Source organism: Staphylococcus sp. 17KM0847 (assembly GCF_013463155.1).
In the GTDB taxonomy this organism is placed as follows: Bacteria; Bacillota; Bacilli; order Staphylococcales; family Staphylococcaceae; genus Staphylococcus.
On the sequence record NZ_CP040781.1, the window covers coordinates 1,521,146 to 1,546,990 of the forward strand.

Below are 25,845 nucleotides of genomic sequence, written 5' to 3' on the forward strand. Positions count from 1 at the left end.
TTTTGCAAATTGCTAAATATAGTTATTTTATTATAAAATGAAGCTATCTATTCATCTTTTAAGGAGGCCCATAACGTGTCAAAAATGTTAACTACGCAATTGACTGGTGTTTTTAATCGTTTAGATACCCAATCTCTTGATATACAAATGGCTGCACAAAGTTTAATCCAAGCGATTGGTGGAGAAGGTCATATTTTTATTAAAGGTTATGGTGACTTGAAGTGTTTTGAAACTTATATATTACAAAGCGAAGAAAAATTAGAAAGCAGTCTCTCACTCGAATGTTTATCATCATTTTCAGATCTTGATTCCACAGATCGTATCCTTTTATTTGGTGCTTACTATACCGAAGAGATGGCTAACGATTTAGCACAATTACTCAAAAATAACCATGATGTTGTTATGATTACAAACAAACCAAAATCAATAGAAATCCCTGATCATCTTATTCACTTTGTAGACTTATCGACACCTCGTCCTCTTGTTTTTACAGAAGACTACGACAAGGTTGTTATTCCCCATATGATGGCTTTGAATTATATTTACTATGAAATTTATACACAAATGGTTGAAATGATTCGTGATTTAAATTTATAGTCCAAAGGCAAATATCAAATATATAAAACCATTATGATAGAGCAGAGGGGAATCTTAATGATAAAAGGATTCTCCTTACTCATTGTATTTATAAGAGACTTCTCCTCATTTTACACTGTCAGTTCATAGCTCTCTTTAATCAAATCTTCAATTTGATCAATCTTCTCAATTTCTTCCAAATCAATCGTAATCCAATTCGCTTTATTCATATGATATGCCGGGTAGATCCCTTTTTTCTCCCTCAATCCACCGATAAATGCTTTGTTCACTTTAATATTGATTACATCAATTTTCTTACTACGCTCTAAGCCCAACTTATCTGCTGTGATATCCATTACTAAACAAAACCACTTTTGATTTTCTTTATGCCGAAATACTGCGTAATTAGGATGATTTTTCCATGGATAGTCCGGTGTGACTGCATATGTTTTCACAATAAAATCAAATACTTGCTTTTGAGTTACCATTCGAATCCCCCATCAAAACTTTATTTATATATATTATAAACAAACGAGTGAAATACCTAATGTATTTCACTCGTTTATTACATCTCATATTTATTATATTAATGCACAATTTCTTGACCACGTTTATTCCATGTAAAGATGAAACTTACCATAGCTAAAATACTTACTACAAGAAGAAGTATAAATCCTGCATCCCAGCCCATATTATCAACGACAATACCCATGATAATATTAGCCATCACAGCACCACCTAGATAACCGAATAGACCTGTCAGCCCTGCTGCTGTTCCAGCTGCTTTTTTCGGTACATAATCCAAAGCTTGTAGACCAATTAACATAACAGGCCCATAAATTAAAAAGCCGATTGTAATTAAAGCAAGGTTATCAACTAATGGATTTCCCGGTGGATTTAACCAATATACCGCTACAGCAATTGTTACACCTACCATGAAAATAAAACCTGCTGGCCCTCTACGTCCTTTAAAAACTTTGTCAGACAACCAACCACACAGAAGTGTACCCGGTATACCTGCCCACTCGTATAAGAAATAGGCCCAACTTGAACCTTTCATATCAAAATGTTTAACATCGCTCAAGTATAATGGTGCCCAATCAAGTACACCATAACGTACAAAATAAACAAAAATATTTGCAATAGCAATTATCCATACCCATTTGTTATTCAATACATATTTGAACAGAATTTCCTTTGTTGTTAATTCAGTTTCAAATGTTTTCTTCTCTTTAGTTGGATAATCATTGCGATATGCTTCAATTGGTGGTAACCCCACAGACTGAGGTGTATCACGTACCAATACATATGAGATAATCGCTGTAATAATAGCGATTATTGCAGGAAAAATAAACACACCTTCATAACCTTTTAAATAACCAAATCCAAACATGGATACAAGATACACACCAAATAATGCAAAAGGTGCCATTAAGCCACCACCAACATTGTGTGCAACATTCCAAATAGCAGTTTTACTTCCACGCTCACTTACACTAAACCAGTGGACAAGGACACGACCAGAGGGTGGCCATCCCATACCTTGAAACCATCCATTAAGAAATAGCATAATGAACATAATGGTAATCCCTGATGTAAATGCAGGCACAAATCCCATTAACAAATTGACAATTGCTGTTAAAACTAATCCTAATGTCAAAAATATTCGTGCATTACTTCTGTCACTCACCGTTCCCATTACAAATTTACTAATACCATATGCAATAGAAATTGCTGATAATGCAAAACCAAGACCTGTTGTTGAAAAGCCTTCATCTGCTAAATATGGCATTGCAATAGAAAAGTTTTTACGTAATAAGTAATACCCCGCATAGCCAATAAAAATCCCCATAAAAACTTGAAAACGTAATTTTTTATACGTCTCATCAACTTGTTGTTCTGCCACCGGTTCTGCTGGCTTTGGTGGTCTTAAAAACTTTAACATACACAAACCTCCCATAATCTATTGTGATATAAAAGCAGTAATTCATATAAATTTTAAATATCTACAAATTCTTTGTCAATGTCATTTAAAATAATATTCACTAATAAAACTTTTAATGATTTAAATATTTTATAATAGTTATCTTTTTGTAAGATGAAATCATATTATTATCATAAAATACCAACCAGATAATGATATGTACGAGAAACACTATTAAAAAAGACTAAATGTACCTCTACAAATATCTCTGTTGGATACATTCAGTCTTTAAATACTTTGATACTATATATTATTTATTTTGTTGTGCTACTGCAGCTCCTATAAAATGTTTGAAAATATGTTGTGGTCGATTAGGACGTGATAAAAATTCTGGATGGAACTGACATGCAATAAAGAATGGATGCTCCGCTAATTCCACCATTTCAACTAAACGACCATCTGGACTTGTTCCTGAAAAAATCATACCTGCTGCTTCTAATTTTTCACGATACTCATTGTTGAACTCATAACGATGGCGATGGCGTTCTTCAATCTTTGTTTCACCATAAATTTGCTCTGCTAATGTACCTGGTTTAATCTCACAAGGATACAAACCAAGTCGCAATGTCCCACCAAGGTCTTCAATATCTTTTTGTTCCGGTAATAAATCAATAACTGGATACGGCGTATTAGGGTCTAACTCTGCTGAATGTGCATCTGCTAAACCAACAACATGACGTGCATACTCTACCGTTGCCAACTGCATACCTAAGCAAATACCAAAGAATGGTACTTTGTTTTCACGGGCATATTTAATCGCTGAGATTTTACCTTCACTTGCACGGAAGCCAAAACCACCAGGTACTAAAATACCATCAACATCACTGAGATACGTTGCTGCGTTTTCATCTGTAACTTCACTTGAATCAATCCAACGAATCTCAATATCTTTCATAAATTGATACCCTGCATGTTTTAAAGCTTCAGCTACCGATAAGTAGGCATCTTGTAACGCAACATATTTACCAACTAGTGCAATTGTCACCTTGCCTTCTAAGTTATTAACAACACTTAGTAAATGCTTCCATTCATCTAGTTGTGTGTCACGCTCTACTTCTAATCCCAATCGCTCAATCACAATATCATCCATGTTTTGACGACTTAACTGCAATGGAATTTCGTACAATGACTCTGCATCACGACATTCAATAACACTCTTCTTATTAATATCACAGAATAACGCAATTTTATCTTTTAAATCTTGTGTCATTTCATATTCTGTACGTACAACGATCAGATCAGGTTGAATACCTAAACCACGTAATTCTTTAACACTATGCTGTGTCGGTTTAGTTTTCATCTCACCTGCTGCTTTAATATAAGGCAACAACGTACAGTGCACATACATGACATTCTCTCTGCCTAAATCACTACGAATTTGACGAATAGCTTCGATGAATGGTAATGACTCAATATCTCCCGTTGTTCCTCCAATTTCAGTAATAACAACATCTGCATTTGTACTTTCTCCTGCTAGCAATAAACGTGACTTAATTTCGTTCGTAATATGAGGAATAACTTGCACTGTTCCACCTAAGTAGTCCCCACGACGTTCTTTTTGTAAAACATGTGAGTATACTTTTCCAGCCGTTACATTAGAATATTTATTTAAATTAATATCAATAAAGCGTTCATAATGTCCTAAGTCTAGGTCTGTCTCAGCTCCATCATCTGTAACAAAGACTTCTCCATGTTGATATGGGCTCATCGTTCCCGGATCAACATTTAAATACGGATCAAATTTTTGGATTGTCACTTTCAGTCCACGGTCTTTTAACAAACGTCCAAGTGATGCTGCTGTAATACCTTTGCCAAGCGAAGATACAACGCCACCCGTCACAAATATAAATTTAGTCATGCTCAATTTCCTCCTCATTATTGATTCATCTTATGTTTAATGCAATATACGTAACTTAATCTATGTAGTTGTATGCTGAAAATAAAAAAAGTCCCCTCTCACAACCATCAATTTGTAAGGGGGAACATTATTACGTCATTTGTGCTCATCCGCACAATAATATCAATCTTTGAAGAAATTATTTCTAACTTCTGACGCATTTCTTTATTCATTCGTCCTCATTAAAGTAGCCCGAATAAAATTCTATCACTTTGATACGAAAAGTCAATAAACTTCCCAAATGAATTCGTAAAAATTTCTAACGATGTGTTACCTATCATTTTTAACATCGATATTAAAATGATTCTTCCTCTTCTTCGAGTTCATCATCTTCTAACTCATCGTCACCTTCATATGCCTCATCGTCTTCAACAACAAGATCCGATTCTTCTATTTCATCTTCAACATGTTCATCTTCTGGATCTTCTAATTCTTCTTGATCATCTGTACGATTTGGAATATTATCGTCACCTTCAGCTTCATCTTCACCGAGTAATGTTAAATTTTTATCTTCCTCATCATCTTCATCTAAAATATCAAACTTTTGAATTGTTGGTGCAATCTTTTCTTCAATATCATCAACAGAGTACCAATCACGTAAACCCCAGACATTATCACCCACACTTAAAAAGCGACCGTCTGTATTTAAATCCGTATAAAATTGAACAATTCGGTCTTCAATGTCTACATCTTCATAATGCCCGATACGCTTAAATGCATCGATAATATCGTATAAGTTCATTGTTTCATTTTGTTCATTTAGTAATGTATAAGCCATATCAATAAATGACTTTTCATCCATCATTTCTTGTGTATAATCTTGTAATTTCATCAGCATATCTTCCCTTCAAAGATTCGCATTTATTCTCTGTTACATATTACTTCTCACAAATCATCTTACTTTATATTATTCCTATGTCATTAACTATAACAAAAATAGATTATAAAGGACTCTAGCGCTTTTCGCAATGGTCAAACGACAGAAACATCAAAATATATCCTTTCCACTTTTATCCTTATAAATTCAATATATGACAGTCTCGACACATCATAATTGGAAGATGATTCAAGCCTCTATCGGATCATCCTCAATAGTTAATGTACTTCTCAAATGCATGATAATCTTCTGTTGTTATCGTTTCAACAAAATTGCTTTTTTCAAACAACGGTTTCAATTGATGATGTGGTCCGAATAATGTTACTTCGATTACTGTAACATTTTTAAAATGCTTGCGAACATACGTAGCAAGTTGTCTCAATGCATTCTGTGCAATACCTGCTGATTGATAATCATCATACACATGAACTGAACGAATAATTAAACGTTTATCAAATTGCTCTAATGCGATAAACCCTACTTTCGTATGATTTAACATTAAATTTACAATATTAATTGAACCCTCCTGAGAACACGAGCTATATTGCAGCTTTAACGACGATACATATTTGGCATCTAAATCTAAATAATAAAGTCTCTCTTTACCAATAGGTCCTAATTCTTTCGTTGCTGCATGCATAAAACCAGCACGTTCGTATACGTTCCACGCCGCTTCATTTTCAGCGTCTACAACTAAATAAAGATGATTAAAATCCGGAAAAATACTTTGAACATATTGAGGGAGATTCATCATAATTTTTGTGCCGTAACCATATCCTTGATAATGCTCATTAACTGATAATGAACGGACATATACAACTTCGCTTGGTGTCTCATACCCTTCATGTTGATAATATTGATGCAACACAAAAAATCCAATCACTTCTCGATTTTCATTCAACACAACATTGGCTACACGATCTACGTCTTCTATTGCATCATCTAATACTTCTAATGGTAGCGATGAATAGATACGTTGACGTTCACTTAATTGAAAGCGGGAGAGCGCTTCACGATATTGTGGCTCATATATCTGTATCGTCATATCATCAAAGCGTTTAATTTTAGTCATTGAAAAGATCCATCCCTTTTATATAATTTATATTTTATTTATTAATACACTATTTGTGGCCATTTAAAACGTACTATCATATTTTTCAATATATGAACACTTAAACAATCGAGATAGAAGTGGTGAAAAATTTTAGTTTTTTAACATGTTGCGCTATACCATTGCCCACTTTTTGACCGGGACTTCTCGCCGATGAACAGCTTATGCTATGAACATACGAGATACTTCAAAATAATGTATATGAATCAAAATCATTTAAATATCTAAACGACATAACAAGACAATAGAAAATATGAATTGGCATTGCAGCAGATTTCAGATAAGATAAAAACGTAAATATTATGAAGAGGTGACGCAGAATGCGAATTGGTATTGACGCTGGTGGGACACTGATTAAAGTTGTTATAGAAGATAATAATACCCGCACGTATCAAACTTATTTATCTACACAGCTTGAGGAAGTAGCCGCATGGCTTAACACTCAACCATGCGAAAAGTTTCACATTACAGGTGGTAAAGCTAAAATACTCAACGACTTACTAAATTGTGAAGCACAGATGTCTATTGAGTTTGATGCTGCAAACAAAGGCACTCAAATTTTACTTAAAGAACAAGGTATTCATTTAGATCGTTATATATTTACAAATGTAGGAACAGGTACATCTATTCATTTATCTGAACACGATGGTCAAAAACGCGTGGGGGGAATAGGTACAGGTGGCGGTATGATACGTGGCCTTGGTTACTTATTAACACAGATTAGTGACTATGAAACTTTGACAAACTTGGCCCAAAAAGGAAACCGTGACATTATTGATTTAAAAGTCAAACACATCTACAAAAACGATACGCCTCCTATTTCAGGTGAATTAACAGCCGCAAACTTTGGTCATGTTTTACACAACTTAGATCAAACATTTACAGATGCAGATAAGTTAGCTTCGGTAATCGGTGCTGTCGGTGAAAGTGTTACAACAGTGTCTATTCATGTTGCACGTGAACACCATGCAGAAGATGTTGTATATATCGGTTCATCTTTCCACAATAATCCTTTACTCCAAAAAGTTGTAACGGATTATACTATTTTACGTGGATTCAAACCGCATTATTTAGACAATGGTGCTTTTTCTGGTGCTCTTGGTACGCTTTATTTATAAATAGCAAAGGCATTTGAATAACGCTCTATAAATAACAATAGATGACTATAAGAGAAACTGTGTATTAAAATACAATTTCTCTTATAGTCACCCTTACCAAATCACGTTTACGAAAGTTTTTTGCAAAAAGACATTTTCTGCCTCACTCTCATTTAGAACGTCAACGCATTAGCTAATTTTTGTGCAGAAACGATTGTTCCAACAACGCCTGGCTTAACATCAATTGCAACATAACGATTGTCATCACGTAATTCATCAAGCCATTCTGCAAAAACTTCACCTTCAACATCAATGAGTTCGAATGATTCAAAATCTTCTTGCGCCACTGCTTCTGCACGTTTATTTAAACTCCAAACTGGCATAAAGTGTGATTGTTCAAAGTTATCGTTTTCATCGTAAACAACAGCAAATTGATTCATATTTTTTTGGGTTAAACCATATACTGTATCTGTTTTAGCAACATCTTGGACAAACTCACGAATACGAATGTTGTCTAAGTCTGTCATAATATCATTGACAGCCTCCACAATTTTAATTTCATGACCGGCAGCTTTTTTCGTTATGTTAACAAGTGCCTCATCTTCTTGATCAAACATTTCGTCTAGCTCGTATGTTGCAAAACGATCAATATCCATTGTTTTAATTTTATCATATGCAATATCTAAAGTTTGCAAATATTCTTCAGCTAACGACTTACGTGTCCAAAAACAAAAATATTGACGACCATTATAAGTATGCTTAATAATCTTTTTATCTTTGACTGCAATAAAAAACTGTTCGTTCGTTAATATATCTTTATAAAAACGCTCACTCTTGTAAGACATGACATAACTCCTTCTCTGTTCCATTCTTTTCCGTTCAAATACCCATACTGTTCTAACCATTAGCTTATGATATAAAACACGTCCAATTAGTTAGACTATAACATATTTTACACATCTTGCATAAGAGGAATCGCTCATACCTTATTACCATAAATCAAGAGATTTTACGCTTTTACACATACTTTATAAAAAATACAATTTATAGATACTACTTTTCTTCAATACCTGCTTTTACTAAAAATGCTTGTTCATATTGTGTTAACGCTTCTTCAGATTCAACATGCCATACACAACCAAACCTAGAGTTGACATGTCTATCTGTATACCACTCTCCATCATAATAAGATAACGGATATAGTACACCTTGTTTTACAAATTCTACAATAGCATTATAAAAACGTGTATTATCTCCATTTGCAAAATAACTATAAAATTTATGATATTTTCCACTTAATACAGGTTCAAGTAACAACATACTGGTTGAACCATTTTGTCTGTAATTCAAATCAATGGCATAGACATCGTCTTGTGCATCTACTAACAAATCAAAACCTGCAATACCTATAAATCCTTTGTCAACACCTTTTTGCATCAATTCATATCCTGCTTCAATGACTTGTTGCGGTACATCTTGTACATTTGTATTGCCATTATAGAAACCATACGCATTCGTTAATTGCTTAGCTGCACCAAGATAAACAATCCCTTTATCTGGATGTTTCGCAAATTGAACACAATAATTTTCGACTGCATCAATACACTGTTCGATAATTAGTGTCTCTGTCGCTTCTCGTGCTTTTTTCACACGTCCAATCGCTTGCTCTAAATCCTCTTGTGTGTAACAAATCATAACACCATAACCACCAGCTGTCGGTAATTCATCACCAGGCTTGATAACGAGCGGTAATGACCAACGACGCACTGTACTTTCAAAATCATCAAAAGATACAATTTCTCGTTTGGGTAAGTACTTACCTCCTGTCCATTCCGGGATACGTGCTTTATTGTTTAAATCAATAAAGATTTGTTTATCCATCGCATAATGTTCGGGTGCAACAATATCCTCACCATGTACATATTGAAAATAAATTTTACGCCCTTCTTCAGCTGTCAAGTGTTGTAATAATGTTTCATACGTTTGTTGATCTCGGAAGCGGTACACATGATTAGGAACCTCGCGTCCAATCAGTTGAAATAATTTTTCGAGCTTTTGCGTTACACTCGCTTCATGTACAATGACCGGCATATCGGCAATTAATAGCTCTCTTGCTGATAAAAAGTTAGATTGATGTTCGTCTGGTTCTAACCACGGATTAGATACATAAGAGGGTCTTGATGAATAAACAACATCTTTCTCATATAACGTCCCCATTGTGAGGTCTGGATACTTATTTTTCACATCTGTCATAATAATTTCTCCTTCAATAATTGATGCTCTTGTTGTATCGCCTCAAGATGTACAGTGTCTTGTATGAGTTTTGCACCCATTAACGCAATAATCTTCGCTCCTTTGATGAGTGCTTTATCTCCCATAGGGCTTGCTGCTGCTTCTCTAAAACGATGTGTATGCCCTACTAAACTCCTCGGTCCAATTTTAACGTGGGGATGAATTGTCGGCACAACATGACTGACGTTACCTGTATCTGTTGAACCAAAACCAAAGTCATCATGACTCACTTCTTCTCCTAATTCTGTAGCATAACGCTCGAACAATTCATCCAACAGTGGAGATTTTATAAATTCATTAACACCATTTTGTATCGGACCAAACTCATACGTACAACCGGTTTGCAGTGCGGCACCTTTAGCCACATCATGAACTCTCTCTGTCAAAATATCTAAAGCTTTACGCGTCGTTGCTCGTGTATAAAAGCGTGCATGTGTGAAGTCTGGAATAATGTTCGCTGCCTTACCCCCATCCAATATCACACCATGTACGCGTTCTGATTGTTGAATATGTTGGCGCAATTGCGCTATGCCATTGAAAAAACTCAACATTGCATCTAGTGCATTACGCGCTTCATAAGCATTTTCTGATGCATGTGCACTACGCCCATAAAATTTAATATCCAAAACATCCACAGCCAATGTATGAATTGTTGGATACGTTTCGTTCCCCGGATGTACCATTAATGCTACATCCACATCATCTATAATACCTTCTTTGACATATGATGCCTTAGCTGAACCATTCTCTCCGCCCTCTTCTGCTGGGCAACCGTAAACGATAACCGTACCCCCAATTTCATCTATGACTTGCTTTAAAGCTACACCTGCTAATACGCTTGCTGTACCAATGATATTATGACCACATGCATGACCTAATCCGGGAAGTGCATCATATTCTGCTAAATAACCGATTTTAGGTCCAGGCCGTACAGATTCATATGTCGCAATAAAACCTGTCGCATGTCCTGCAATATCACGCTCTACTTTGAAGCCTTGTTCTTTCAAATGATCAATAAGTAAGCGCGATGCAAATAACTCTTCATTCCCTATTTCAGGGCGCTCATGTATTTGATGACTCATATCTAAATAACATAGTCTATTATTATCTATATAATCTAAAATTTGTTGTTGGACTGTAATCACGTTAAAAACCCCTTCCATAAAAAAGACCAGTTTTGTACATATATGTCGCAATAATTATCAAGTGCGATGTGTACAAAGCTGGTCGTTTTTCGCTTTAGCATTTATCTGTCAGCATCTCTTTGCTGTTGGATTTAGCACCTTTATCGTTTCCGATGAGGTTGCAGGGTTTCACAGGGCCAATTCCCTCCACCACTCTTGATAAATAAATATTGAATTAGTACTCATTCTATCGGATTTAAAGTCATTTGTCATGTGATTTTTTCGATATTTCACAATTTTCTTTCCTAAACTTTTTTATTATTACAACAAAATATTTTATGTAGCCATAATAACTATTAAAAACTTATTTATGATTCATAATTACAATAAAGATACATCATGCAACTATAAACTTTATAATCTTAAAATAATTTAATGTATATCTCAAATTAAACACGGGATACCTACTATCAAAAGTCATTAATATTTCTGTCTTATACACAGTATGTTAAAATAGCGTTAATAATAAAGGAGGTCTTAAACTATGCCAAAAATGAATGTTGAAAGCTTTAATTTAGATCATACAAAAGTCGTTGCACCTTATATTCGTTTAGCAGGTAAAATGAAAGGGGTAAATGGAGACGAAATTTATAAATATGATATTCGTTTCAAACAACCTAATCAAGAACATATGGATATGCCTGGACTGCACTCTCTTGAACATCTTATGGCAGAAAATATACGTAATCATACAGATAAAGTGGTGGATTTAAGTCCTATGGGATGTCAAACAGGATTTTACGTATCATTCATCAATCATGATGATTATACAGATGTTCTCAATATTGTTGAAAAAACAATTCATGATGTCCTCAACGCAACAGAAGTCCCTGCCTGCAATGAAATACAATGTGGATGGGCTGCTTCCCACTCATTAGAAGGCGCAAAAGCCATCGCTCAAGATTTTCTTAATAAACGTACACAATGGCACGACATCTTTGGTGAAGGTTAATACCTTGTCTTTAGGCAATTTTGTACTACCGTTCCAAAAAGACCTGATTTTATGCGAACAACATAAAATCAGGTCTTTTGCGTAAGAAGTGTTAAGATGATTCATCTACACTTCAAATTTATTTTATAGTCTTCTAATCCAAGCCATCAATACAAATTGCAAAGGTAATCTACCATATAATATCTTATTAGGAAGTGACTTATCACCTAATGGTAACTTTTTACGTGCCATATAAATATTTGCTGGAAAAACTGCCCATAAAAATGCAATCATTACATGTTTAAACGCATACCCGGGTTTTTTCACAATTAATAGTAAGCCAAACATAACTTCAAATATACCTGTAATCCATACCGCTTCTTTTCTCAAAGGTAAATAATGCGGCACAATCTTACGAAAATTTTCTTCTCTTTTAAAATGTAGTATGCCTGCTGTTAAAAACAATAATGCAACAATCTGTCTATTTATAAACTTTAGCATGTATAACGCCTTTCTATTCTGTAATGACTTTATGAATCAATGTTGGCACTTCACCGTGATCTGCAATTGTAATATTATCATATAACTTTTGTTTAACTTGCTCAACGTCTTCTTGATTCGCATAGATCGTTAACAACGACTCACCCTTTTCTACTGTGTCGCCTACTTTTTTGTGCAATACTAAACCTACTGCTAAATCAATCGTATCTTCTTTCGTTTGACGTCCCGCACCTAACATCATAGAGGCAATCCCTATTTCATTAGCGATCATCTCAGAAACCACACCTGATTGTTGTGCTGGTAATTCAAAAGTAAATTGTGCCGTTGGAAGTTTTGATGGATCATCCACAACTGATGCATCGCCACCCTGATTACTTAAAAATGTTTTGAACTTTTCAAGTGCTTTACCATTTTCTATAACACCTAATAGTTGTGTTCGCGCTTCCTCCAATGTAGATGCCTTTTCTGCCAGAACAACCATTTGTGAGCCGAGTGTAAGTACAAGCTCTGTTAAATCTTCAGGTCCTTCACCTTTTAATGTATCGATGGCCTCTTTCAACTCTAATGCATTACCAATCGCTCGTCCAAGAGGTTGTCCCATATCCGAAATAATAGCCATTGTATTGCGACCGACTTGATTACCGATTTTAACCATGGCATGTGCCAATTGTTCTGCATCTTCTACTGTTTTCATAAATGCGCCATTTCCTGTTTTAACATCTAATACAATCGCATCTGCACCCGCTGCAATTTTTTTACTCATAATAGACGAAGCAATTAAAGGAATAGAATTGACTGTTCCTGTCACATCACGTAATGCATAAATTTTTTTATCTGCCGGTGTTAAGTTACCCGTCTGACCAATAACTGCAAGGTGATCTTCATTTACAAGCTTAATAAATTCGTCTTCTGCGATCTCAACATGAAAGCCATCCACTGCCTCTAACTTATCAATGGTTCCACCTGTATGACCTAATCCGCGTCCACTCATCTTTGCTACTGGGATATCTAATGCTGCAACGAGTGGTGCAAGTACAAGTGTTGTTGTATCACCCACACCCCCTGTTGAATGTTTATCTACTTTAATGCCTTTAATCTCTGAGAGGTCGATTTGATCACCAGACTTTACCATTGCCATTGTCAGGTCTGCTCTCTCTTCATCTGTCATATCTTGGAAAAAAATAGCCATTGCTAAACTCGACATTTGATAATCTGGAATATCACCCTTTGTATAGCCATCTACAAAAAATTGAATTTCTTCTGTTGTTAAAGCATGTCCGTCTCTTTTTTTGGCGATAATGTCTACCATTCTCATGATTATTCTCCTCTTCTCTCTACATAATTGGAATTTGAATAAAGCTGTTCACATCATTATAAGCTTTGATTCATTCCTTTTTGTAAGCCTTTTCCTCTTTTATTATAAATGATTTCATCCCATTTGATAAATGTTATGAGAAGTGAAAATTTTAATATAAATATTATCTTCATCTTATGCACTTCAAAATATTAACTCTAATCGACATTTGATAGTCGGTCTGTTATCTTTAAAGTGATAACATTAATAAGATAAAGGAGCTGTTTGTTATGACACAAGGTACACCACATATTCAACCTAATGGTACAAAGATTGCTAAAACTGTTTTAATGCCCGGAGATCCTTTACGTGCAAAATATATTGCAGATCACTTTCTAGAAAATGTTGAACAATTTAATGAAGTTCGCAATATGTTTGGATATACAGGCACATATAAAGGTAAAGAAGTTTCAGTCATGGGTTCCGGTATGGGCATACCAAGTATTGGTATTTATTCATATGAACTTTATAATTTCTTCGATGTAGATACAATTATTCGTATTGGATCATGTGGTGCGATGCAAGATGATATTCAATTATATGACATTATTATCGCACAGGGCGCATCAACAAACTCTAACTATGTTGATCAATTCCAAATTCCAGGTCACTTTGCGCCACTCGCAGATTTTGACTTAATTGTAAAAGCAAAAAATACAGCAGATAGAATCGGTGCACGTACACACGTTGGAAACGTCTTGTCTTCAGATACATTCTATAATGCTAACCCAGACTTTAATCAAAAATGGATTGACATGGGCATCTTAGGTGTAGAGATGGAGTCTGCAGGTCTCTACTTAAATGCGATTAAAGCGGGTAAAAAAGCTTTGGGTCTCTTCACTGTATCAGACCACTTATTACGTGATGAAGCGACGACACCAGAAGAACGCCAAAACTCATTTACACAGATGATGGAAGTTGCACTAGAAATCGCTGAGTAATCATTACAAAACATGGGACGGCAAATAAGATAAAACAATCTTTTTGAGCTATTAAGATTTTTATCCTTATCCGTCCCAATTTATTGATATAAAGTTTCACTATCATGTATATTGATAGGCATTGTTCTCTTTTTATTTTAATGCTTGATCTACTTCTTCTCTCGTGGGAATTCCTCCTTGCGCGCCAAGCTTAGAAACAGCAAAGCAAGACGCCATATTGGCAAAATACAATGCTTCAGATAACGTCTTTTCTTCACTTAACGCCACCGCAAATGCACCATTAAATGTATCACCTGCTCCAGTCGTATCTATAGCTTTACATTGATAAGCAGGAATAATATGCTTATTTTGATCATAATACGCCACACCTTTTTCACCTAATGTAACAATTAATTGATTTGGATAATCTTTTATCGCCTCATCCCATGGCTTTCCAAATAACTTCTGGCATTCATACTCATTAGGTGTTAAATATGTAACTTTATCCAATAACTTAGCATCTATTGCTCGATATGGGGCAGGATTCAAAATAACTTTCAATCCTAACTCTACTGCCTTTTCAATAACTGCTTCTACTGTATTTGAAGGTATTTCCTGCTGCATTACAACAATATCGCCTTTATCAAATCGCGTTAAGAGTGGAACGACTATTTCTGGTGTAATAGCATTATTTGCTGCCGGTACGACAACAATGCGATTATCTTGATCGTATAATGTAATATGTGCAGTTCCGGAGTGTTCTCCTTTTACTACTTGCACATGTGACGTGTTAACATCGTACTGACGCAAATTCGTTAAAATTTCTTGACCAAAAGCATCTTGACCTACTGCACCAATCATATAGACTTCCTGAGTTTTGGCCAACTTTGCTGCTGATACTGCCTGATTTGCCCCTTTACCTCCCGGCGCCATAAAAAATGATGTGCCTAGAATCGTTTCACCTTGTTCTGGTAAAGCATCTGTACATACTGTCAAATCCATTGAGGCACTTCCTATTACAATAATATGTTTGTTCATAAGCCACCCCTTTCTATTCTATAAAGAATGATTGTTCATATTGTGTTGCTTTTATCCATTCTGCTCGCCATAACTTATTTCTATTTTCTGCAAAAGTTCTATAACCTAAATTACGAATAGGCTTTGGAACGATCCACAATAATGCACTCAACCACTTATAGTGATCTAGCGTATAAAGCATACGAATAATTGCCGTAGACTCATAAGTTAAGTGATCACCTTCTTGCAGTATCACACTATTATAATGTACTGTTTCTGGATGTGTTTTTTCTAGCAGGCGACCTGCTTTACTATTAAGAGGTATAAATTGATAATTTCTAGGTAAACCTTGACGTATAAGCCAAATGGCATAGTTATAACAATAAACACAACTGTCATCATAATAAATAATTGGCACTTTAATCACCTCATCTCTATACTAACTTTTATTATCGAGAATAGAAATTAAAAAGCTAAAACATCCTTTAAATGCCTTAGCTTTTCTCTATTTATTATTCAACTGCTTCTTGCTGACGATAATATGTTTGTTGTTCTTCTGTCATTTTCACAATTTTAAAACCTATAAATGCATAAAGAATTGAAATTAATGGAACAATGTAGTTTAAAATTGCGAATGGTGCATATTGCCATACTTCAACATTTAGTGTAGTCAAAATAAACACACCACATGTATTCCATGGAACAAAGACTGATGTTAATGTTCCACCATCTTCTAATGCTCGTGACAAGTTTTTAGGATGCAATCCTTTATCAATAAACGTAGAAACATACATACGTGATGGTACAATAATTGAAATATATTGTTCAGAACAAGATAAGTTTGTACCAAAACACGAAATAATAACCGACGCAATAAGTGTTCCTGTATTTTTAGCAAACTTTAATACAACAGAAATTAATGCTTTTAACATACCTGAGTATTCTAGCAATCCTCCAAATGTCATAGCAACAAGTGTTAGAGAAATTGTATAGAACATAGACTCAAGGCCACCACGATTAAACAGTTGGTCTATAATTTTATTTCCTGATTCTAACTCATAGCCTGTTTGAAGTGCTTTCACTGCATCTGCCAATGAGTCTCCTTGAACGCCAATTTGTGTAAAGAAACCTAAAACAATCCCTAAAACGATTGCTGGAATTGCAGGTATTTTCAATGCCACAGCAATAATAACAATAAGTGGTACAACCAATAGCCATGGCGATATAAAAAACGAATCATCAATTGCGTTCATAATACTATCAATGCGCCCTTGGTTTAAATGATCACTACCATACATTTGACCCAGAATAAAAAATACAACTAAACTAATAATCAAACCAGGTATCGTTGTGTAAAACATATGTTTAATATGTTCAAACAAATCAACATTTGTCAAACCTGCTGCCAAGTTCGTTGTATCTGAAAGCGGACTCATTTTATCACCAAAATAAGCACCTGAAATAACAGCACCTGCTACCATACCAGGTGATAACCCCATACTAATGCCGATACCCATAGAGGCTACGCCAACTGTTGCCATCGTTGACCAAGAGCTCCCGATAGCCAATGCAACAATCCCACATATTACAACAACAACTGCTAAAAAATAAGTTGGAGAAATCAGTTTGAGACCGTAATATATCATCGCAGCAACGATACCGCTACCAATCCATGCACCAATAATTAATCCAACGAGCATGATAATGACAACTGCTGGCAACGCATGTTTAATCCCCTTATACATCATTTCTTCAACTTCATCCCATTCATAACCATGGCACATCGTAATAATAATGGCAACCGTTGTACCAATTAGCAATGGGATATGCGGTGCCTGTTCAAGTTTTACAACGGTAAATAGCATAGCAGCAATCATAATACCAAGCGTCAAAAGTGCAAACCAAACACTAATTTCCTTTTTTTCTCGTTTTTTGATATTCAATTTTAACCTCTCCCCTTCACTTAAAACATAAGCGATTAAAAATATCATACTATTTCTTTTTTTAACTCGCAAGAATTTTTTGAATATTTTGAGGTTAAAAGTTAAACGATTCTTATCTTAATATGTAGCCTTTTCAAATACAGCAAGACGACGAATTTTTAATATGTTAAAAAATTCGTCGTCTCGAGATAGCGTCTATAAGAATGAAATACTTAATGGTGTAAAAAGGCTATTCTATCTTACTTTTTTATTGTATATACTTTGTACATATATCAATTCCTTATTTTCAGCCCGATTCACATTATTTTTTGACTTGTACAATGCGTGTATATTTCAACATTTGTGATGTATATTTTTCTTTCACCTCTTGCGGTGTTAAATAAGTTACGCCTACAATATGCCAGTTCGGATTGAAACGATAAAATGAATCTTTTTTTCGACTCCATTTAATCATACTTCCATCCTTATTATAACGTGGTAACGTGACTTCATATCCTTCTAATACATTGATAAAAGTTTGAAATACGTCTGGATCAATACGCTCAAACTGATCAATAATAAGATATTGGCGATCCGTTCTAGGCATTAAATCTGTAATAAAACCTTCTCTATAATATAGCGCTCCTGATTCATTAGGTAAGTATCGACCATATAACATTTCTTCCATAAAGTCAGGATGCCCCACCGTAATAACAGAGGTCGCATTCGCCTTTTCTACAAGAGATTCTGCTGCCTTTACGCCTTCTGACTTATCATCTACCAACAATAAAATAAACGGTTTTATATCATCTGATTCATCTAAAACATGTTCAGACTTAACCGTCTCAAATTGACCTTTTAACCCATCATTTTCACTCATATCCATCATTGCATGATACTGTGTCGGTGTTAAACTCGCAATAGCTTGTTTCGCATTCTCTTGTAAAAAGTAAAGATTTTTAAGCTTCGGATGTTTATTTAAATTCATCAAACTGATTGGATGAATATCTTCTAAGTAACGTATCTCAATCGCAGTGCTATTTGTACGCCCTGCTTCAGGAGGACGCGTATGTATGTGGTGTGCTACTTCTGCTCTGCCTACGATAGATTGATTCATATGTCTATTATAAATAATAATTTGATCGCCAATCTCAAGCTGTGTGTAATGGTGGTATCCATTGCGCTTGATCCCATTACGTGTATGTGTATAAATCGTATATGTTTCTTCAGGTTCAAATGTTTCTGTTTCCGCCATAAAGAAATAGCGTGGAATTGTCACATCACCCGTACCCAGACCTTTGATCAATTCAAACTCGTCATATGAAATTTTATTAAATAACGTTTCTTTCATATTATTCATGCGAAACTCTAATGCTTCACTTCGCTTTAAATAATCCGCCGTGAGTGGCTTAAACGTTTCATTGAACTTAAATTGCACATGTATTTTATTTTGTGCTCCCGTGGTAACACTTGTAATTTCACCGCATCCTAATAAACCAGCATCTGTTTGCACTTGATAAAAAATGACCTTATCTCCAACTTGTGCTTGCTTAAACGCACGAAATCCTTGTGTTGGATTGAATTGTGCACCTGATTCAAAGACAGTGGTTTGTCCTACTAACGGTTCATTATGATTCCATCTATTATAACCACAATTTAACCAAAAGTAATTTGTTTCTGCTGTCATAGCATATGAATCTCCTTCTCATATATTTATCTTATCCATTATAAGTGTTTCTAACTTAAACAACAACAGCTTTTCGCTAGTTTCCAAAGAGCTGTATCAATCCAACAATCACTGGGAATAAATTAATAAAGATGCCTCCTAATTTGAGCATGTTGCTAATATGTGGGTTGGGCAGTGTCCACAATGTAGCAATAATGCCAATCATTCCAAGAATAATAGGTATAATAGTCGATGAGAACACGTTTATATCAAAGAAAATACTTAATCCTGAAAACACACCACAAATCAATGCAATATATAATCCGATCTTCAAATCATACACCTCCTCTAAACTTCACACATCATTAAAACTTCAAAGGTATAATTTAAACCTTGTACAGTTAAAATAATGGGTACAAATGTATGCAAAAACTCAAATTAAATACTATTTTAGCAATAAATTATTCTGATGACTTTGTATCTTATCATCCGTTTCACTGTCAATCATCCATTCGCACGTTTTCATAACCTAAAGCGACAATTCATTTATACTTAAATTTGTTTCGATATATTTTTCTAATAGCAATAATTTGAATGCTACCTCTTAACCTTTAATGATTCTGCACCTTCTCAATCTTATATTCATTATAAAAAGAAAACATTGAAGTTGACTAAAATATTATTTCTTATGCTTTACTCGTATATATACAACAACCAAGTAAGCGTTTGCAAAAACAAGTAGAAAATTTTGCTATTATTTACTGCACCACTGCATGTTCTACTAATGTTTTACGCACCTCAGCCAAGTGGTGTGCCATCTGTTGACCTGCTAAAACACCATTTTGTTGCTCAATGGCTTCTAAAATAGCACGATGTTCATCTAATAACTTTTCCATTGTTTTCTGACGTTTATATAAATAGATATGACGTGTCCCCTTCATTGTTTGTTGAATCAAATCAGAAATATTATGTAATAACTCATACAATAAAGGATTATCTGAGGCTTTGGCAATTGCTAAATGAAACTTTAAATCAGCCTCTTCCCCAGACTTGTTTTGACTGATTGCTTTGACCATATCATCTAGTGCTAAGCGCATTTCTGTCAATCTATCATTCGTTCGTCGTTCTGCCGCAAATTGAGCTGTCGATAGCTCAACCACTTCACGCAGTTCTAAAATCTCTTGAACATGCTTTTCTGTCAAAGTTTGTGTTGTAAAATCAAATAGTTGAGGTGTTTTTTGTTTAACAAACGTCCCATAACCATGTTTAATCTCTACAAGACCAATCATACGCAATGCATTTAGCGCTTCTCTAACAGAAGCATTGCTAACGCCATATTGCTTTGCCAACTTTTGGATAGAGGGTAGACGCTCTCCTTCTTGAAGTACACCACTTTCAATTTGATCAATCAAGCGATTAGCAATTTGCTCATATAATTTTTGGCTCGATATCTTCATCTTTTTCCTCCTTGCTATATTCTTTTTTATTGTATCAAAATTTTAGCTTTGCAAACGTATTATTTTACGTCCTTATATGGATAAATCTAAATATTCCTTACCATTTTTATTTTCAAATGAGACTGTTTTTGATATTGTTTAATATATGTCGAAAGGAGTGCTTCACATTGTTTAAATTTACAAAGCAGTTTTGGCAACATATCAAAGCTCAGCGAAATAAATTATTAAGTATGAATATTGTCAACTTTACGTTGATGTTACTGATCTTCAGTCTTTCTATTTTTCCACTTAGCTTCATTGTGAATATGTGGTTACTGATGTTTATGACAGGGCAAGGCAACACAGCATCCCTTATTTTAGTCAGTATTGGTGGTGTACTCTTAACCGTATTACTCTTTTTAATGCTTATATTTCCATTGTTCACAGGATCTATCCGCGCATTATACAATGGTATTTCACATCAACAATCTGTACAATGGATAGATTTATTCCGTTCTTTCAAAGGAAAAGTATGGGGTAAAAGTGTACGCATTGGATTATTGACAGTTTTACTCTTTATTATCACTATGGTTATCAACTATTTCATAGGTCAAGCTGTATCCGTATTAACAACAAAAGGTATAGAAGCACTAAAAACTCATGATATTGACAATACATTATTACAAGTATTATCTTCATGTGGTACACTGATTGTCTCAGCTGTGACAAGTATCTTGACATTATGCATTACAATATTTATTACACTAACTGTTACAGCACTCATTCACGATACACAATACAAAGTAACACACTATATCAAGTCTGCATGGCACCTTATGAAAGGCGGGCGCAAATCTTTTGTATTATTTTTTATCGGTCTCTTTTTATTAAACTTTCTACTATTGGTGATTGCGGGACCTCTTAATACATGGATTCATTTGAGTCTTGCACATATCTCTCAAAATGTAGCTCAAGTCGTAATATGGATTGTGAATATTATTTTGTATTTAGTACGATATGTTATCTACTTCTTAATAATCGGATCAATTGTAATGTATTACTATGATAAAAATAACAACAAAATAATATAAACCGAAGCGGGACAGAAAGCTCATTTTTGAAAAAACTTTCTTAGTCCCGCTTCAATAATAGTGATTAGCAGCGAAAATCCCCTTAAAACCAATTTACATTTTAAAGATTTACTGCCATTTACAGATATGAGCTTACTCATTAAAAACAATTTTTACTACGCTCTTTTCATAATACTAAAGTTACTTTATAGCAAAAATTATATTCTTTTTAAATGTTAAGATGTCACTTGCTCTATACATCTTTTAAAAAATGTTGTTCAAGAAATACCGCAGCACCATCCTGATTATGAGTTAAAGCTGTTATATGACAAGCCATGTCTTTAATCGTATCATTAGCATTTTTCATTGCAACAGCAGAGACATCTTTTAATTTAAACATTGTATAATCATTATAACTGTCCCCCATGACAAGTGCTTCAGATAAATTCATCTCAAATTCTGCGCACATCTCCTGAACCCCCGTCCCTTTATTGACTTGATATGCCATCGTTTCAACATTATTTGGCGTTGATTGTGATACTTCAATATCTAGTGTCTGCGCCTCTCCCCTTATCTTCTCTCTAAACATAGCAATTTTTTCAAGATCTGGATGAAATAAATAAATTTTAGAATATCCAAGGTGATCAGGAATACGATCTTGCCATGTCAACTTACTCTCGACTGCTTCCTGTCGTGATAACCACTCACTCATCCCAACAGACTCAGGTTTATCACCTTCTACTAATGGTAACATCCATGTCTGATCTTCTGTACATGCAAAACGCGGTGCATCAAATGGAAAGATCTCATAATAAATCCCAGCCTCTTGTGCTTGTTTGACAATAGCTTGTACTGAAGAAACACTTAGGCCATGCTGGAACAATATTTGTTCACCTATATGACCCACTGTTCCATTCGATGTAATCATACCATCAAAACGTAATGTCTCAGGTATAAGAAGATGTATTTCTTCTTTTGCCCGTCCTGTCGCTAAAAACACTTTATAGCCTACACTTCTTAAACGTGCTATCGTATCCGCTGTGTATGACGATACGCGATTATTTTCTCTTAAAATCGTCCCATCCATATCTAAAAATATTGCCTTTATCTGTTGCATTGCCCATTTTCCTTTCATCAGTATTCTCGACTAAAGTGTGGCATCTTCTATAAATAAAAGCAATTAAAACCCCTTCTTACTGTCTCACAATTTGATAACGCTGTTTATGACGGTATAAGTCTACCTTCATATCCAATAGTTGAGAAAGTTGGGGTGCTGTTAAAACATCTTCAACCTGTCCTAAAGTTTGAATACGTCCCGCTTTTAATAACAAAGCGTGCGTAAACTCTGATGTGACTTCTTCCATAAAATGGGTTACATAAATGATTGCAGTCTGTGGGTACGACTGTTTAATATTAGAAAGCATCTCTAATAATTGTTCACGTCCAACATAATCTAATCCATTACAAGGTTCGTCTAAAATTAAAAGCTTAGGGTGATCTACAAGCGCACGTGCTAACAACACGCGCTGCTGTTCTCCCGTCGATAACTGTCCAAAATAATGCGCCTTAAAATGCGTCATATTCAAATCTTCTAACACTTGTTCTACACACTTCATATCATGATCAGTCGGCTTTTCATATAAACCAATAGACTTGTAAATACCACTTAATACAACATCCTGTACAATTTCTCCTTCTGCAAAGCGATCACGTAAACTACCTGAAATATAGCCTATTTGTTTTCTTACATTATGTGCTGAATACCCTTGATGTCCGGGAGATGTCCCAAACAGTGATACATCTCCTTGTGTCACAAAATCATAAGCATTGATAATATTTAGTAAAGTGCTTTTTCCTGCTCCGTTTAAACCATAAATCAGCCATCTCTCTCCTTCGTTCACTTGCCATGTTATGTCACGTAATAACATTCTTCCTTTTTTTATTTTATCTACATGATCTAATAAAAAGAGCATATCCATCTCCCCTTTTTGCTTGCGATATGATGATATAATTGTGATTTATCATAACATTATTGTTATAATATGAGAACTTATTTTTTTAAATATTCTAAATTTTATATGTATAAACAAGTATTAAAGTACAAAAAGCCGAATAAATCATAAAAAGATTAAAAGGCATTCATAAAATCGTAAATAAAAATTTAAGAGCTAAGACAAATATATGTCCTAACTCTTAATGCTATCTATTATTCTACTGTTACAGATTTTGCTAAGTTACGTGGCTTATCTACGTCTAATTCACGATGTAATGCTGCATAATAAGAAATTAATTGTAATGTTACTACCGATACAAGTGGTGTTAATAATCCATGTATATGTGGAATAACGTATGTGTCTCCTTCTTTTTCAAGACCTTCCATTGAAATAATACATGGGTTGGCTCCACGTGCAACAACTTCTTTGACATTACCACGAATTGATAAATTCACATGTTCTTGTGTTGCCAATGCAATAACCGGCGTTCCCTCTTCAATGAGTGCAATGGTACCATGTTTTAACTCTCCACCTGCAAATCCTTCTGCTTGGATGTATGAAATTTCTTTCAGTTTCAATGCACCTTCAAGGCTAACATTGTAATCTGCTGCACGTCCGATAAAAAAGGCATTACGTGTTGTTGCTAAGAAATCTGTCGCAATTTGTTCCATTTTTGGTGCATCATCTACAATTGTTTCAATTGCTGTTGTAACTTTAGCAAGTTCAGGTAATAAATCAATATCCGTTTGACGTCCACGCGCTTGCGCAACAACTTGTGCCAAAATAGATAATACTGCAATTTGTGCTGTGTACGCTTTCGTTGATGCTACCGCAATTTCTGGTCCAGCATGTAACAATAATGTGTGATCTGCTTCACGCGATAATGTTGAACCTGCAACATTTGTAATAGTCAATGAATGATAGCCTAACCGAGTCGTTTCAACTAATACTGCACGACTATCTGCAGTTTCTCCAGATTGCGAAATATAAATAAATAATGGATTCTCAGATAATAATGGCATATTATACACAAACTCTGATGATACGTGTACTTCCGTTGGTACACCTGCCCACTTCTCTAAAAATTCTTTACCTACAAGTCCAGCATGATAACTTGTTCCAGCAGCAATAATGTAAATGCGATCTGCTGCTTCAACGTCTTTTACAATAGCTGGATCTACTTTTAGATGCCCTTGTTCATCTTGATAAGCTTGAATAATACGACGCATTGCTGCAGGTTGTTCGTGGATTTCTTTCAACATATAGTGATCATATACACCCTTTTCAGCATCTGATGCATCAATTTCTGCAGTATAACTCTCACGATCGACCACTTGACCTGCTAAGTCTTTAATCACAACTTGATCACGTTGTACGAGCACAATTTCTTTGTCTTTTAATTCTTTATATTCGCTTGTTACTTGAATCATCGCTAATGCATCTGATGCGATAACATTAAAGTTCTCACCAATTCCCACTAGTAATGGTGATTTGTTTTTTGCAACATAAATTGTATCATTATCTTCACGGTCTAATAGTCCTAATGCATATGAACCATGTAATAACGACACTACTTTTGTAAAAGCTGCTTCCGTTGTCATATCTTTATTTGCAAAATACTCAACCAATTGTACGATAATTTCTGTATCTGTTTCTGATATTAAAGTGACCTCTGGAATATATGTGTCACGTAATTCTTCATAGTTTTCAATCACACCATTATGCACAAGTGTAAAACGTTCACTCGTTGATTGATGTGGGTGTGAGTTTTCGTAGCTTGGTACACCGTGTGTCGCCCAACGTGTATGTCCGATACCTGCTTGTCCATCGATATCATTATCTGCTGCTTTACGCAATTCTGAAATACGTCCTTTAGCCTTTGTTACTGTGACCCCTTGCGCATCACGTGTCGCAATACCTGCTGAGTCATAGCCACGATACTCTAACTTTTCTAATCCACTTAATAATAATTCCTTAGCTTGTCCATATCCAATATATCCTACAATTCCACACATA

General features: G+C 34.9%; 24 protein-coding genes and 1 riboswitch. Of the genes, 5 read left to right on the forward strand and 19 right to left on the reverse strand.

The window, feature by feature from the left end; all coding sequences use genetic code 11:
* Positions 1 to 75 precede the first annotated feature (75 nt).
* Positions 76 to 597 (forward strand): DUF2529 family protein, encoded by a 522-nt coding sequence (locus FGL66_RS07465; protein WP_180809211.1) that lies wholly within the window; start codon positions 76 to 78, stop codon positions 595 to 597.
* A 110-nt stretch (positions 598 to 707) separates the two neighbouring features.
* On the opposite strand, the gene FGL66_RS07470 is transcribed toward FGL66_RS07465, so the two are convergent.
* From FGL66_RS07470 to FGL66_RS07490, 5 genes are all read right to left on the reverse strand, one after another.
* Positions 708 to 1,064: an MmcQ/YjbR family DNA-binding protein gene (locus FGL66_RS07470; protein ID WP_180809212.1), complete on the reverse strand. Its 357-nt coding sequence runs from the start codon at positions 1,062 to 1,064 to the stop codon at positions 708 to 710.
* A gap of 98 nt (positions 1,065 to 1,162) precedes the next feature.
* On the reverse strand, positions 1,163 to 2,521 hold the full coding sequence (gene glpT / locus FGL66_RS07475; protein WP_180809213.1) for a glycerol-3-phosphate transporter: 1,359 nt from the start codon (positions 2,519 to 2,521) through the stop codon (positions 1,163 to 1,165).
* A gap of 289 nt (positions 2,522 to 2,810) precedes the next feature.
* On the reverse strand, positions 2,811 to 4,418 hold the full coding sequence (gene pyrG, locus FGL66_RS07480; RefSeq protein WP_180809214.1) for a CTP synthase: 1,608 nt from the start codon (positions 4,416 to 4,418) through the stop codon (positions 2,811 to 2,813).
* 334 nt (positions 4,419 to 4,752) lie between these two features.
* On the reverse strand, positions 4,753 to 5,289 hold the full coding sequence (gene rpoE, locus FGL66_RS07485) for a DNA-directed RNA polymerase subunit delta (protein ID WP_180809215.1): 537 nt from the start codon (positions 5,287 to 5,289) through the stop codon (positions 4,753 to 4,755).
* A gap of 256 nt (positions 5,290 to 5,545) precedes the next feature.
* Positions 5,546 to 6,406, reverse strand: a complete 861-nt coding sequence (locus FGL66_RS07490; RefSeq protein WP_180809216.1) for a GNAT family N-acetyltransferase — start codon at positions 6,404 to 6,406, stop codon at positions 5,546 to 5,548.
* A 359-nt stretch (positions 6,407 to 6,765) separates the two neighbouring features.
* Here FGL66_RS07490 and coaW point away from each other — a divergent pair, with 359 nt between their 5' ends.
* The gene (gene coaW / locus FGL66_RS07495; protein ID WP_180809217.1) at positions 6,766 to 7,563 is read left to right on the forward strand and encodes a type II pantothenate kinase; all 798 of its coding nucleotides are present in this window, start codon (positions 6,766 to 6,768) and stop codon (positions 7,561 to 7,563) included.
* A gap of 152 nt (positions 7,564 to 7,715) precedes the next feature.
* Here coaW and FGL66_RS07500 read toward each other — a convergent pair whose 3' ends face one another.
* The 3 genes from FGL66_RS07500 to FGL66_RS07510 all read right to left on the reverse strand — a co-directional run bounded on the left by FGL66_RS07500 (position 7,716) and on the right by FGL66_RS07510 (position 10,979).
* Positions 7,716 to 8,387, reverse strand: coding sequence for a DUF2750 domain-containing protein (locus tag FGL66_RS07500; protein WP_180809218.1), 672 nt, complete (start codon positions 8,385 to 8,387; stop codon positions 7,716 to 7,718).
* A gap of 208 nt (positions 8,388 to 8,595) precedes the next feature.
* On the reverse strand, positions 8,596 to 9,795 hold the full coding sequence (gene ldmS, locus FGL66_RS07505; RefSeq protein WP_180809219.1) for an L-aspartate--L-methionine ligase LdmS: 1,200 nt from the start codon (positions 9,793 to 9,795) through the stop codon (positions 8,596 to 8,598).
* Positions 9,792 to 10,979, reverse strand: coding sequence for a M20 family metallopeptidase (locus FGL66_RS07510; RefSeq protein ID WP_374757659.1), 1,188 nt, complete (start codon positions 10,977 to 10,979; stop codon positions 9,792 to 9,794). The genes ldmS and FGL66_RS07510 overlap by 4 nt, the downstream gene beginning before the upstream one ends.
* Before the next feature lie 98 nt (positions 10,980 to 11,077).
* A riboswitch (SAM riboswitch) is annotated at positions 11,078 to 11,184 on the reverse strand.
* Positions 11,185 to 11,502: 318 nt separating this feature from the next.
* On the opposite strand from FGL66_RS07510, the gene FGL66_RS07515 reads away from it, so the two are divergent.
* Positions 11,503 to 11,970, forward strand: coding sequence for an S-ribosylhomocysteine lyase (locus tag FGL66_RS07515; protein ID WP_180809220.1), 468 nt, complete (start codon positions 11,503 to 11,505; stop codon positions 11,968 to 11,970).
* Positions 11,971 to 12,093: 123 nt separating this feature from the next.
* On the opposite strand, the gene FGL66_RS07520 is transcribed toward FGL66_RS07515, so the two are convergent.
* Positions 12,094 to 12,450, reverse strand: coding sequence for a DoxX family protein (locus tag FGL66_RS07520; RefSeq protein ID WP_180809221.1), 357 nt, complete (start codon positions 12,448 to 12,450; stop codon positions 12,094 to 12,096).
* Positions 12,451 to 12,463: 13 nt separating this feature from the next.
* Positions 12,464 to 13,765, reverse strand: a complete 1,302-nt coding sequence (locus tag FGL66_RS07525; protein ID WP_180809222.1) for a pyrimidine-nucleoside phosphorylase — start codon at positions 13,763 to 13,765, stop codon at positions 12,464 to 12,466.
* Positions 13,766 to 14,034: 269 nt separating this feature from the next.
* Here FGL66_RS07525 and deoD point away from each other — a divergent pair, with 269 nt between their 5' ends.
* Positions 14,035 to 14,745: a purine-nucleoside phosphorylase gene (gene deoD / locus FGL66_RS07530; RefSeq protein ID WP_180809223.1), complete on the forward strand. Its 711-nt coding sequence runs from the start codon at positions 14,035 to 14,037 to the stop codon at positions 14,743 to 14,745.
* Positions 14,746 to 14,877: 132 nt separating this feature from the next.
* Here the strand turns inward: deoD and rbsK are convergent, their stop codons facing one another.
* The 6 genes from rbsK to FGL66_RS07560 form a co-directional block, all read right to left on the reverse strand.
* A complete protein-coding gene (rbsK, locus tag FGL66_RS07535; protein WP_180809224.1) occupies positions 14,878 to 15,762 on the reverse strand; it encodes a ribokinase in 885 nt (294 codons plus the stop codon).
* A 13-nt stretch (positions 15,763 to 15,775) separates the two neighbouring features.
* Positions 15,776 to 16,159 carry a thiol-disulfide oxidoreductase DCC family protein gene (locus FGL66_RS07540; protein ID WP_180809225.1) on the reverse strand — a complete coding sequence of 128 codons (384 nt, stop codon included), beginning with the start codon at positions 16,157 to 16,159 and terminating at the stop codon, positions 15,776 to 15,778.
* A 94-nt stretch (positions 16,160 to 16,253) separates the two neighbouring features.
* A complete protein-coding gene (gene nhaC / locus FGL66_RS07545; protein ID WP_374757684.1) occupies positions 16,254 to 17,618 on the reverse strand; it encodes a Na+/H+ antiporter NhaC in 1,365 nt (454 codons plus the stop codon).
* 367 nt (positions 17,619 to 17,985) lie between these two features.
* Positions 17,986 to 19,350 (reverse strand): EVE domain-containing protein, encoded by a 1,365-nt coding sequence (locus FGL66_RS07550; protein WP_180809227.1) that lies wholly within the window; start codon positions 19,348 to 19,350, stop codon positions 17,986 to 17,988.
* A 76-nt stretch (positions 19,351 to 19,426) separates the two neighbouring features.
* Entirely contained in the window at positions 19,427 to 19,663 is a 237-nt protein-coding gene (locus FGL66_RS07555; RefSeq protein WP_180809228.1) for a hypothetical protein, read from the reverse strand.
* Between the two features lie 424 nt (positions 19,664 to 20,087).
* Positions 20,088 to 20,786: a FadR/GntR family transcriptional regulator gene (locus FGL66_RS07560; RefSeq protein WP_180809229.1), complete on the reverse strand. Its 699-nt coding sequence runs from the start codon at positions 20,784 to 20,786 to the stop codon at positions 20,088 to 20,090.
* Between the two features lie 167 nt (positions 20,787 to 20,953).
* On the opposite strand from FGL66_RS07560, the gene FGL66_RS07565 reads away from it, so the two are divergent.
* Positions 20,954 to 21,856 (forward strand): hypothetical protein, encoded by a 903-nt coding sequence (locus FGL66_RS07565; RefSeq protein WP_180809230.1) that lies wholly within the window; start codon positions 20,954 to 20,956, stop codon positions 21,854 to 21,856.
* 232 nt (positions 21,857 to 22,088) lie between these two features.
* On the opposite strand, the gene FGL66_RS07570 is transcribed toward FGL66_RS07565, so the two are convergent.
* The 3 genes from FGL66_RS07570 to glmS all read right to left on the reverse strand — a co-directional run bounded on the left by FGL66_RS07570 (position 22,089) and on the right by glmS (position 25,844).
* Entirely contained in the window at positions 22,089 to 22,952 is an 864-nt protein-coding gene (locus FGL66_RS07570) for an HAD family hydrolase (protein ID WP_180809231.1), read from the reverse strand.
* 76 nt (positions 22,953 to 23,028) lie between these two features.
* Complete coding sequence (locus FGL66_RS07575; RefSeq protein ID WP_180809232.1) at positions 23,029 to 23,808, reverse strand: ABC transporter ATP-binding protein; 780 nt, start codon at positions 23,806 to 23,808, stop codon at positions 23,029 to 23,031.
* 233 nt (positions 23,809 to 24,041) lie between these two features.
* On the reverse strand, positions 24,042 to 25,844 hold the full coding sequence (gene glmS, locus FGL66_RS07580; protein WP_180809233.1) for a glutamine--fructose-6-phosphate transaminase (isomerizing): 1,803 nt from the start codon (positions 25,842 to 25,844) through the stop codon (positions 24,042 to 24,044).
* Position 25,845: the final 1 nt, after the last annotated feature.

Excerpts from the sequence above, each read along its gene's own strand:
- FGL66_RS07470 (WP_180809212.1), bottom strand. The coding sequence starts at position 1,064 with ATGGTAACTCAAAAGCAAGTATTTGATTTTATTGTGAAAACATATGCA.
- glpT (WP_180809213.1), bottom strand. The coding sequence starts at position 2,521 with ATGTTAAAGTTTTTAAGACCACCAAAGCCAGCAGAACCGGTGGCAGAA.
- pyrG (WP_180809214.1), bottom strand. The coding sequence starts at position 4,418 with ATGACTAAATTTATATTTGTGACGGGTGGCGTTGTATCTTCGCTTGGC.
- rpoE (WP_180809215.1), bottom strand. The coding sequence starts at position 5,289 with ATGAAATTACAAGATTATACACAAGAAATGATGGATGAAAAGTCATTT.
- FGL66_RS07490 (WP_180809216.1), bottom strand. The coding sequence starts at position 6,406 with ATGACTAAAATTAAACGCTTTGATGATATGACGATACAGATATATGAG.
- coaW (WP_180809217.1), top strand. The coding sequence starts at position 6,766 with ATGCGAATTGGTATTGACGCTGGTGGGACACTGATTAAAGTTGTTATA.
- FGL66_RS07500 (WP_180809218.1), bottom strand. The coding sequence starts at position 8,387 with ATGTCTTACAAGAGTGAGCGTTTTTATAAAGATATATTAACGAACGAA.
- ldmS (WP_180809219.1), bottom strand. The coding sequence starts at position 9,795 with ATGACAGATGTGAAAAATAAGTATCCAGACCTCACAATGGGGACGTTA.
- FGL66_RS07515 (WP_180809220.1), top strand. The coding sequence starts at position 11,503 with ATGCCAAAAATGAATGTTGAAAGCTTTAATTTAGATCATACAAAAGTC.
- FGL66_RS07520 (WP_180809221.1), bottom strand. The coding sequence starts at position 12,450 with ATGCTAAAGTTTATAAATAGACAGATTGTTGCATTATTGTTTTTAACA.
- FGL66_RS07525 (WP_180809222.1), bottom strand. The coding sequence starts at position 13,765 with ATGAGAATGGTAGACATTATCGCCAAAAAAAGAGACGGACATGCTTTA.
- deoD (WP_180809223.1), top strand. The coding sequence starts at position 14,035 with ATGACACAAGGTACACCACATATTCAACCTAATGGTACAAAGATTGCT.
- rbsK (WP_180809224.1), bottom strand. The coding sequence starts at position 15,762 with ATGAACAAACATATTATTGTAATAGGAAGTGCCTCAATGGATTTGACA.
- nhaC (WP_374757684.1), bottom strand. The coding sequence starts at position 17,618 with ATGATTGCTGCTATGCTATTTACCGTTGTAAAACTTGAACAGGCACCG.
- FGL66_RS07550 (WP_180809227.1), bottom strand. The coding sequence starts at position 19,350 with ATGACAGCAGAAACAAATTACTTTTGGTTAAATTGTGGTTATAATAGA.
- FGL66_RS07560 (WP_180809229.1), bottom strand. The coding sequence starts at position 20,786 with ATGAAGATATCGAGCCAAAAATTATATGAGCAAATTGCTAATCGCTTG.
- FGL66_RS07570 (WP_180809231.1), bottom strand. The coding sequence starts at position 22,952 with ATGCAACAGATAAAGGCAATATTTTTAGATATGGATGGGACGATTTTA.
- FGL66_RS07575 (WP_180809232.1), bottom strand. The coding sequence starts at position 23,808 with ATGCTCTTTTTATTAGATCATGTAGATAAAATAAAAAAAGGAAGAATG.
- glmS (WP_180809233.1), bottom strand. The coding sequence starts at position 25,844 with ATGTGTGGAATTGTAGGATATATTGGATATGGACAAGCTAAGGAATTA.